The 9567-nt window shown below is 73.3% G+C and carries 10 protein-coding genes; 8 read left to right on the top strand and 2 right to left on the bottom strand.

Annotated features, from left to right (window positions below):
* Window positions 1–137: 137 nt before the first annotated feature.
* Window positions 138–494: an NIPSNAP family protein gene (locus AB0B41_RS18855; protein ID WP_358204804.1), complete on the top strand. Its 357-nt coding sequence runs from the start codon at window positions 138–140 to the stop codon at window positions 492–494.
* Window positions 495–540: 46 nt separating this feature from the next.
* Window positions 541–1680 (top strand): mandelate racemase/muconate lactonizing enzyme family protein, encoded by a 1140-nt coding sequence (locus AB0B41_RS18850; RefSeq protein WP_358204802.1) that lies wholly within the window; start codon window positions 541–543, stop codon window positions 1678–1680.
* A gap of 19 nt (window positions 1681–1699) precedes the next feature.
* Here the strand turns inward: AB0B41_RS18850 and AB0B41_RS18845 are convergent, their stop codons facing one another.
* Window positions 1700–3466 (bottom strand): helix-turn-helix domain-containing protein, encoded by a 1767-nt coding sequence (locus tag AB0B41_RS18845; RefSeq protein ID WP_358204799.1) that lies wholly within the window; start codon window positions 3464–3466, stop codon window positions 1700–1702.
* Window positions 3467–3685: 219 nt separating this feature from the next.
* Here AB0B41_RS18845 and AB0B41_RS18840 point away from each other — a divergent pair, with 219 nt between their 5' ends.
* From AB0B41_RS18840 to AB0B41_RS18825, 4 genes are read left to right on the top strand one after another with little or no spacing between them, the layout of a single operon-like run.
* Window positions 3686–4495, top strand: coding sequence for an N-acyl homoserine lactonase family protein (locus AB0B41_RS18840; protein ID WP_358204797.1), 810 nt, complete (start codon window positions 3686–3688; stop codon window positions 4493–4495).
* 28 nt (window positions 4496–4523) lie between these two features.
* A complete protein-coding gene (locus tag AB0B41_RS18835) occupies window positions 4524–5603 on the top strand; it encodes an amidohydrolase family protein (RefSeq protein ID WP_358204795.1) in 1080 nt (359 codons plus the stop codon).
* The gene (locus tag AB0B41_RS18830; RefSeq protein WP_358204792.1) at window positions 5600–6667 is read left to right on the top strand and encodes an amidohydrolase family protein; all 1068 of its coding nucleotides are present in this window, start codon (window positions 5600–5602) and stop codon (window positions 6665–6667) included. The genes AB0B41_RS18835 and AB0B41_RS18830 overlap by 4 nt, the downstream gene beginning before the upstream one ends.
* Complete coding sequence (locus AB0B41_RS18825; RefSeq protein WP_358204791.1) at window positions 6664–7029, top strand: Rieske (2Fe-2S) protein; 366 nt, start codon at window positions 6664–6666, stop codon at window positions 7027–7029. The genes AB0B41_RS18830 and AB0B41_RS18825 overlap by 4 nt, the downstream gene beginning before the upstream one ends.
* Before the next feature lie 65 nt (window positions 7030–7094).
* On the opposite strand, the gene AB0B41_RS18820 is transcribed toward AB0B41_RS18825, so the two are convergent.
* On the bottom strand, window positions 7095–8093 hold the full coding sequence (locus AB0B41_RS18820; RefSeq protein ID WP_358204788.1) for a phosphotransferase: 999 nt from the start codon (window positions 8091–8093) through the stop codon (window positions 7095–7097).
* A 203-nt stretch (window positions 8094–8296) separates the two neighbouring features.
* On the opposite strand from AB0B41_RS18820, the gene AB0B41_RS18815 reads away from it, so the two are divergent.
* Window positions 8297–9061, top strand: a complete 765-nt coding sequence (locus AB0B41_RS18815; RefSeq protein ID WP_358204786.1) for an alpha/beta hydrolase — start codon at window positions 8297–8299, stop codon at window positions 9059–9061.
* A gap of 214 nt (window positions 9062–9275) precedes the next feature.
* On the top strand, window positions 9276–9452 hold the full coding sequence (locus AB0B41_RS18810) for a TetR/AcrR family transcriptional regulator C-terminal domain-containing protein (protein WP_358204784.1): 177 nt from the start codon (window positions 9276–9278) through the stop codon (window positions 9450–9452).
* Window positions 9453–9567: the final 115 nt, after the last annotated feature.

Genomic DNA, 9567 nt, shown 5'->3' with positions numbered 1-9567 from the left:
CTCCCCACCCCCCGCCCCAACCCCACACCACCAAACCTCCCCCCCCCCCCCCCCCCCGGCGTCCGCCTCACCCGCGGGGCGGGGGCGCCCCCCCCCCCCGCCCCCCCCCACCCACTCTCGACCCCGGGAGCATCCCGATGATCTACGAGCTGCGCGAGTACACCGCGGTGCCCGGACGGCTCCCGGCACTCGTCGAGCGTTTCAACGCCGCCACCTGCCGGATCTTCCGCAAGCACGGGATGGAGCTGGTGTTCCTCAGCCGCACCGAGGTCGGCGACGACTCGAAGAACGAGATCGTCTACGTCCTCCGGTTCGAGTCGTACGACGACCTGCAGAGCAAGTGGGCGGCGTTCTTCGCCGACCCGGAGTGGAAGACCGTCGCCGCGCGTAGCGAGGAGGACGGCCCGCTGGTCGCCCGGGTCCGGCGGCGGCTGCTCACGACCGCGGACTTCCCGGGCGTCGACCCCGCCTCCGCGGGCCGACCCCGGCCGTAGGGTCCTGTGCAGGCCCGCGTCACCGCCCTCCCGGAGGACACCCGCGATGAAGATCGTCGACGTCACCGCGTTCCCGACCTCGTTCCCCGTCAGCGCCCGTGCCGGCGAGCGGCTGGGGATCGGCCGGGTGGTCAAGCGGGACGCGGTAGTGGTCCGGGTGCGCACCGCGGACGGCCTCGAGGGCTGGGGCGAGGCGCACCACGCCCGCTCCCCCGGCACGATCGGCCACCTGATCGACAGCACCCTGCGCGAGCTGGTCCTCGGGCTCGACGCCACGGACGTCGTCGGCGTCTGGCGCACCCTCTACACCGCCCAGCTCGCCAGCCACGGACTCGGCGCGGCCGCGGCGATCGCCATGAGCGGGATCGACATGGCGCTCTGGGACCTGCGGGGCAAGGCGGTGGGCTGGCCGCTGTACCGCCTGCTCGGCGGCGCCGCGCGGCCGGTCCCGGCCTACGCGGGCGGCGTGGCGCTCGGGTGGAGCGAGCCGGAGGCGCTGCTCGACCAGGTGCGGCCGCTGGTGGAGCGCGGGTACCGCGCCGTCAAGCTCCGGATCGGCGAGGGGCCGCGGTCCGACCTCGCCCGCGTCGCCGCGGTGCGCGCGCAGTTCCCCGACCTGGACGTCCTCGTCGACGCGAACACCGCCTACGACCTCGAGGACGTGCGGCGCGTCGCCCCCGGCCTGCGCGAGCACCGGGTCGGGTGGCTGGAGGAGCCGTTCCCCCCGCACGACCACCGCAGCTACGCCGAGGCCGCGCGGTTCGTGGGCGTGCCACTGGCCGCGGGCGAGAACCACTACACGCGCTTCGAGTTCCACCGGCTCGTCGAGGACGGCGCGGTCACCGTCCTCCAGCCCGACCTGTCCAAGTCCGGCGGGATCACGGAGGTCGCCCGGATCGCCGCCATGACCTCGGCATGGAAGCTGCGCGTGCACCCGCACACCGCCTCCACGGGGCTGAACATGGCCGCGACCGTGCACCTGCTCGCGGCGACCGAGAACGCGGGGTACTTCGAGGCCGACGTCAGCCACGACAACCTGTTCCGGGACGAGCTGGTGTCGTCACCGCTCGGCACCCGCCCGGACGGGACCGTGCTCCCGCCGGAGGGGCCCGGACTCGGCGTGGAGGTCGACGAGGAGTTCCTCGCCGCGCACCCCGTGATCGAGGGTCCCGGCTTCGTCCGATGAGCGCCCGGGCCTCCGCCCCTCAGAAGGTCGTGTTGTCCAGGTCGATGCCCGCGGCCTGCAGCTTGCGGTAGAGCGTCGACCGCGAGATGCCGAGCAGCGCGGCGGCGTCCTTCTTGTTGCCCCCGGTCTCGGCCATCGCGTCCAGGATCGCGTGGATCTCGGCCCTCTCGAAACGGGTGAGGGTGAGCCGCGGAGCCGCCCCCCGCACCTCGGGAGGCAGGTCGGCGATGCCCGGGACGGCCCCGGTGGGTGTCTCGTCGAGGACCCGCTCCACCAGCCTCCGCAGCTCCCGGACGTTGCCCGGCCACGACAGGCGCATGAGCAGCTGGACCGTCTCGGGCGCGAACCTGCGGGGAGCCGCGAACGCGGCGACCAGCGTCGGGATGTCGCGCAACCGGTTGCGCAGCGGCGGGAGCCGGAGCTGGTCGGCGTCGAGCCCCGGCAGCACCATGTCGTCCCAGGAGGAGGCGCAGGTGAAGGTCGCCGCGCACCGCCACCCGCGGACGCCCGCGTCGCCGAGGATCGCGGACAGGCGCCGTCGGCCGAGCCCGTCGAGCAGGTCGAGGTGGCGCAGCAGGAGCGCGCCGGGCGGTCCGGCGACCGCGAGGCGGAGGTCGTCGAACCATGCGTCGAGGCCGGTGACCTCGACCTGTGCGGCGTCCCGGACCACCGGGTCGTCGCCGCACTCCCTGAGGAGCGAGAAGCCCACCGCCGACTTCCCGACCCCCGACTCGCCGCACAGCACCAGGGTCCGCGCCGCGAGCGCCGCCCGGGCGGCCCGGCACGCCCACAGGAACGCCCGGTCGGTGCCGGCCAGTCCGGCGGGCGCCCTGACCCGGGCCGCGGATCTCGCCGGCCCCACGCGCTCGGCCGCCGGCCGGATCTCGACCAGCGCGCCGATCACCTCACCGCCGTCGCGCAGGGGCATGGTCCGGGTCCGGGCGCTCCGCCCGCCGGGCAGCGGGAGCTCGCTGTCGACCGTCCCGTCCGTGCAGGACCCCGCGAGCACCCGGGCCACGTGGTCCCACAGGAGCGGCTGCTCCACTCCGTCGAGGAGCCTGGCGGCCTGCGGGTTGGCCATCTGCACCCGGTCGTTGAGGACGAGGATCCCGGCGTGGGAGCGCCTGCTGCCGGACAGGAAGTGGGCCAGCAGCGCGCGCTCCTGGACCGTCTGCTGCTCGAAGAGCCGCTGTTCGATCGCCTTCGCCGTCTGCTCCACGAGGACGGTCAACAGGCCGTTGTCCCGGTCCGCCTGGCAGGTGATGTCGAGGATGCCCATCGCGCGCCGGGTCAGCGGATCCATGATCGGGACCCCGACGCAGGTGAATTGGACGAGCTCGTCGACGTAGTGCTCGTGACCGTCGATGCGGGTGGTCCGGCCGAGCTCGACCGCCGTGCCCACGCCGTTGGTTCCCACCGCGTCCTCGGCGAAGACGAAGCCCGGGGTGATGTGGAGGGTGTCGAGGGCGTGCAGGAGCTGCCGGTTCTGCACCCGGCGATCGAGAATGCGGGCGTTGGTGTCGGTCACGAGGAAGCTCACGCCGAGCTCGCCGAGCCGCGCGTTCATCGTGTCGAGCACGGGGCCCGCGGCCCGCAGGAGGCGCGACTCCGGATCCACGCCCGGGCGGTAGGGCGGGGCGAGACGGTCGGCCGCCACGGCCCACTCCGAACACCGCTGCCACGACGAGGAGATCTCGGCGCGGACGCGCACCGGCGCGGTCCCCGACGACAGGAAGGACTCCCGTTCGCGCGCCAACACGTCGTCGACCACGTTCGCTCCCTCCACCAGAACCTCGTCGTTCCGCAGGGCAGGGCGGGGCAGCCGGGGCGGCCCGCCTCACGAACGATAGTTGGGAAGAGGTGGGGCACCGTGTGGCAATTTGGGACACGGCCCGGAATCCGAGGGTTCCGTGCCCCAAGTTCGGACACGAGTCCTCCCCCGCGACGCGGTCGAATCGTCGGACGTGCCCGTCGGCACGCGACACGACCACCTCAGGAGGAAGCGATGGGCGTCACGCTCCGCGGCGTCAACCTGGGCTACATGGGCCTCGACATGTCTCTCCTGGTCAACAAGAGCGAGCACGTCGGCAACACCTACCACTGCCCGGCGATCGCCTACATCATCGAGACCCCGCAGGGGCGGATCCTCTGGGAGACCGGGCTGTCCGCACGATGCCCGGACGAGTGGCTCGACGAGTGGAAGCAGGTCGTCGACCTCGGCGCCGTCACCCCGGAGGCCTGCCTCGAGATGCGGCTCGAGCAGCTCGGCCTCGGGCCGGACGACTTCCGCTACGTCATCCAGGGCCACATGCACACCGACCACGCCGGCGGCCTGCGCCTGTTCGAGGACGCCGGCGCCGAGATCCTCGTCCACGAGGACGAGTACGCGCACATCATGAGCCTCGACGAGGACCGGGACTTCTTCGCCCGCGTGGACTGGGCCTTCCTCGGCGACAAGAAGCCCACGCTCATCACCGGCCGGACGATGGAGATCGCCGACGGCGTGCGCCTGCTCCACCTGCCCGGCCACACACCGGGCCAGATGGCCCTGCAGCTGCAGCTCGAGAACACCGGCACCGTCCTGCTCACCTCCGACGCCCTCTACCACCACGAGAACTACGTCGAACCCACCGGCGAGCCGCAGATCTACTGGGACATCGACAAGTGGCGCACCTCCCTCCAGTCGCTCGGGCAGGTCGCCCGCGAGAACGACGCCTGGTTGTTCCCCGGCCACGACGAGACCGGCATCCAGCACTTCGACGGGCGCAAGGAGCTCAAGGCGATCCGTTTCGACCAGGGCCACACGTACGCGTAGGCGACGGGCCGGGCCGGAGGTGCCGGACGTGGACGTCGGCGGCGGAGCGACCGCCCTCGTCGACTGCGACGTGCACAACGCCGTTCCCCGGCTCTCGGCGCTGTTCCCGTTCCTGCCCGACATGTGGGTCGACTACTGCAGGGAGACCGGCGTCGAGGGCTTCGACCCGGCCTTCTACCCGCCGGGGTCGCCGCTCTCGGCGCGGCCGGGCAGCCGCGTCGGGGACGGCCCACCGGGCTCGGACCCGGAGGTCGTGCGCGACCACGTGCTCGACGCCGGGGGCGCCCGGTATGCCGTCCTGAACTGCCTGTACGCCGTCGCCGCGGTGCACAACCCGGACTGGGCGGTGAGCCTGGCCCGCGCCCTGAACGACTGGCAGGCCGCGCACTGGCTGGCCGCGGATCCCCGCTTCCGCGCCTCGATCGTGGTGTCGACGCGGGACCCGCGCGCGGCCGCGCAGGAGATCGAGCGGCTGGCGGGAGGCGGATTCGTGCAGGTCCTGCTGCCGGCGTCGGCCCCGGCCCCGCTCGGGCAGCGCCCGTACTGGCCGATCTACGCGGCCGCCGAGGCCGCGGGCCTGCCGGTGGCCGTGCACCCCGGCGTCGGCGGAGCGAACCCGCTGTCACCGGTCGGGTGGCCGTCGCACCATGTGGAGGACTACGCCTGCGCGGCGCTCTCGCTGCAGTCCCAGCTCACCAGCATGGTGGCGGAGGGCGTGTTTGCCGCCCACCCCGGACTGCGGGTGGTGCTCCTGGAGAGCGGGGTCACCTGGCTGCCCTCCCTGATGTGGCGCTTCGACAAGAACTGGAAGGCCCTGCGCCGCGAGGTGCCCTGGGTCGACCGGCCGCCGTCGCAGGTGATCCGTGAGCACGTGTCGCTGAGCACCACCCCCTTCGACGCATCGCCCGCCCTCGACGGCACCTGGGTGGACCGGTTCCTCACCCAGCTCGGTTCGGTCCGGATGCTCCTGCACGCCGGCGACTACCCGCACTGGCACCACGGGGACGCACCCACCGCGCTGCTCGAGCAGCTCTCCCCCGCCGAGCGGGACCTCGTGCTGTCCGGGAACGCGGTCCGGCTGTACCGGCTGCCCGAGGAGCCCGGATGAGCACCGGCCGGTTCATCGACTGCGACGTGCACAACGCCGTCTCGGCGGACGCCGAGCTGCGGCCCTATCTGTCCGCGCGGTGGACACGGCACATGGAACTGGTCGGCTCCCGGACCTTCTCGCCGTTCACCAAGGGCTACGCGTACCCGAAGGCGGCGCGCTTCGCGAGCAGGCGCGACGCGTGGCCCCCGACCGGTGGGCTGCCCGGCTCCGACCTGGCGTTCCTGCGCGAGCAGTTGCTCGACGCGTATCCGGTGGAGCGTGTGGTGCTCAACTGCCTCTTCCGCGCCCCCGAGCAGCGGCACGACGCCTACGGTGCCGCCCTCGCCACGGCGGTGAACGAGTGGCAGGTCGAGCACTGGCTCGAGCGCGACGACCGCCTCCGCGCCTCCGTCACCGTGCCGTTCGAGTTCCCCGACCTGGCCGCGGCGGAGATCGACCGGGCGTCGGCGCATCCCGGGTTCGTGCAGGTGCTGCTCTACCCGCGCACCACCGCTCCGCTCGGCCGGCGGCAGTACTGGCCGATCTACGAGGCCGCCTGCCGGGCGGGGCTCCCCGTCGGCATCCATGCCGCCTCGACCACCCCGGGACCCACCACCTCGACGGGCTGGCCCTCCTACTACATCGAGGACCACACCGGGCTCGCCGTCGCCTTCCAGGCCCAGGTGATCAGCCTGATCTTCCACGGCGTGTTCGACCGGTTCCCCGAGCTCCGCGTCGTGCTGCTCGAGGGCGGCTTCGCCTGGGTCCCCGCCCTCGCGCACCGGCTCGACGCCCTCCACGCCCGGCTCGGCGAGGAGGTGCCCGATCTGCGGTACCCGCCGTCGCACTACCTGCGCACGCACCTCCGGATCACGACGCAGCCCATGGAGGAGCCGGAGCGGCCCGGCGACCTGGTTCCCCTGCTCGGCGAGATCGGCCCCGACCTGCTGATGTTCTCGACCGACTACCCCCACTGGGACTTCGACGACCCGCACCGCGCCTTCCGCACGCGCGTGCCCGCGGACCTGCACCGGCGGATCATGTACGACAACGCGTGCGCGACCTACCGGCTGGCCTCGTGACGGGCTCGGGAAGGCGGATCGTCGTGGCCGCGGCCGGCGAGATCCCGGTGGGCGGCCGCAAGATCGTCGAGGTCGACGGCCGCTCCATCGGCGTCTTCCGTCTCGGCGACGGGTACGTGGCACTTCGCAACACCTGCCCGCACGAAGGCGCCCCGTTGTGCCAGGGGGTGTTGTCCGGGGCCCTCACCTCGCCGAGGCCCGGCGTCTACCGGTACGCACGGCGTGGGGAGATCCTCCGCTGCCCGTGGCACCAGTGGGAGTTCGACACGCGCACGGGGCGCTCCTGGGTGGACCCGGAGAGGGTCCGGGTCCGCAGCTACGTCGTGACGAGCGACGGTGAGCACGTCGTCCTGCACCTGTGACGCCCCCGCCGTGGTCGGTACGGGGTCGGTACGGGGTCGGTACGGGGTCGGCGCTCCGCGTGTACTCAGTCCCCTCGGGCGTCGCGATGGGCGGCGGCGAAGCGCTGGATCGTCGCGAGGCAGACGTCGCGCGGCTGGAAGGTGCCCGCCGCCCAGGTCTGCAGCCACGAGCCGAGCCCGAACACCGGCGTCCGCCGGTACAGCCGCCAGGCGTCTGCGGGCCGGCGGCCGAGGGCGTCGAGGTAGCCGGCCAGCAGCGCACGCTCGTGCTCGCGCCGGTCGGCGACGGTGAGGCTGGACGTGAGGAAGTAGCCGACGTCGTGGACCCAGCTGCCGGAGCGGACCAGCTGCCAGTCGTAGAAGCCGACGGTGTCGCCGACCGTGTACGTGTTGCCGGGGTGCGGGTCGCCGTGCAGCAGCGTCTGCGGGCCGGTGGCGGCGACGCGTGCCCACCCCCGGAACCCGCGCTCGATCTCCCCGGCGCCGAGGTCGAGCGGGAGCCCGGATCGTCGCAGCTTCTGCAGTGCGTGGACGAACCCGGCCCGGGCGACGGGAGCCCACGCCGGACCGAGCCGCCACGGACGCACGAAGGCCGGCAGCGGAGCGTCCCAGAACGTCGCGTGCAGCCGGGCCAGTTCGCCCAGCCCGGCGGCGACCTGCTCGACGGTCAGCGGCGTGAGCGCGGAGTTCGGGCGCCCGCCGCGCAGCGTGACGTCCTCCATGACGACCACGGCGGCGAGGCGACGGCGCTCGGTCGCCGCCGCGTGGAACGCGGGGTGCTCCAGCGGCAGGACCGGGCCGTGCCGGACGAGGTCCGCCTCGGCCTCGCGCGCACCGAGGGCGGTCAGGGCCAACCGGTTCAGCAGCCGGCCCTCCCGCTTGACGAACACCCGCGCCGGCCCGGCCGGACCCGCGTACCCCAGCTCGACGACCGCGCGGGAGTTCGTCCCGTCGACGACGTCGGTGACGCGGGCGTGCGTGACGGTCCGGCCCAGGGCGACGCTCATCCAGGTCGGCGTCAGCTCGGACCAGTTCCGGGGCACCGCCAGCACACGGGAGATCATCGCGGCTGCCCGGCGACGAAAACCGCTGGGCCGGGCGGCAGCGGGTCGCTACCGTGCCGGAGACCGTGACACCACCCGGGGAGGTGAGACCCATGAACGCTGTACGCACGTGGGTGCTCCCCCTCGTCGTCACGGTCGGGCGAGCGACGTAGGGGTCGCCGGGAGCGCCTCACCCTCACGGCACTCCCGAAAGGCCACACCCTGTGCATTCTCTGCATTTCACCTCCGAGACGTCGTCGAACGGCGTCGTCGAACGAGACTTCGTCCTCGGCGAGGTCCCCGGCGTGCTCTGGTCGCCCACGGCCGGGCCCGCGCACGCGCCCCTGGTGCTGATGGGCCACGGCGGCGGCCTGCACAAGAAGACCCCGGCACTCAAGGCGCGCGCCCTCGACACCGTGACCACGTGGGGCTACACCGTGGTCGCCCTCGACGCGCCCGGACACGGCGACCGTCCGCGCACGGCGGAGGACGAGCAGGCCCGCGCCGCGCTCGGGCAGGCCCGGGCGGCGGGCGACAACGCGCTGTTCGAGTCGGTCAGCCTCCGGTACGTCACGTCGCTGGCGGAGCGCGCCGTCCCGGAATGGCAGACCACCCTGGACGCCCTCCAGGCACTGCCCGGGATCGGCACCGCAGCGCCGATCGGCTACGGCGGCGGCATCTCGATGGGCACCGCGATCGGGGTTCCGCTGACGGCGGTCGACCCCAGGATCACGGCCGCAGTCTTCGGTGGCGGGTTCTTCGTGTCCGAGGCGTTGCTCGAGGCGGCCGGACGGATCACCGTCCCGGTCCAGTTCCTGCTCCCGTGGGACGACGAGCACGTCGATCGCCACTCCGCGCTCGCCCTGTTCGACGCCTTCGCCTCGACGGAGAAGACGTTGCACGCCAACCCGGGCGATCACCGCATCATCCGCTGGGTCGGCGTCGACAAGGAGTTCCTGGCCCGCCACCTCGGTCCGGCATCGAGTTGAGCGGCTCGACCTGCTCCCGGTCGCGAACCCTCACGGACGTGCGCCCGACGGTCCGCGAGATCGCGCGACGCCCGTCCGTCGGAGGAGCGCTGCCGGGAGCAGGGCGGGCGCGGTGAGCGCGAGGCTCCACCAGAACCCTGCTCGAGCGCTGGCGGGAGGTCGGTCCGCAGCAGCAGATGCTCGCGGACCGGCTCGCGCACTTCGCCGCCCGCGCGTGCTCGAGATCCCCGATCCCGTCGAGGCGGCGGCCTACCTCGGCATTCTGGTGACCGCACAGGCCGACAACCGCACGCTGTACGGCACGGTCCCGATCTCGGACGAGGAGCTGGCCGAGCTCGTGGCGGGCGGGGTCCGCGTCTTCCTCCGCGCCTGCCGGCCGCCGGCCCGCTAGCCCGCGTCCTCCCCCGGTGGCCGCACAACCTCCGACACCAGCGCCGGCCCGCCACCCGCGTGCAGGGAGGCATCGTGCAGGCTCATGTCGGCGACCGCATCGTCATCGAGAGCAA

This window comes from Pseudonocardia sp. NPDC049154 (assembly GCF_040648315.1).
Classification (GTDB): Bacteria; Actinomycetota; Actinomycetes; order Mycobacteriales; family Pseudonocardiaceae; genus Pseudonocardia.
This window is presented reverse-complemented; position numbering and strand designations above follow the sequence as displayed.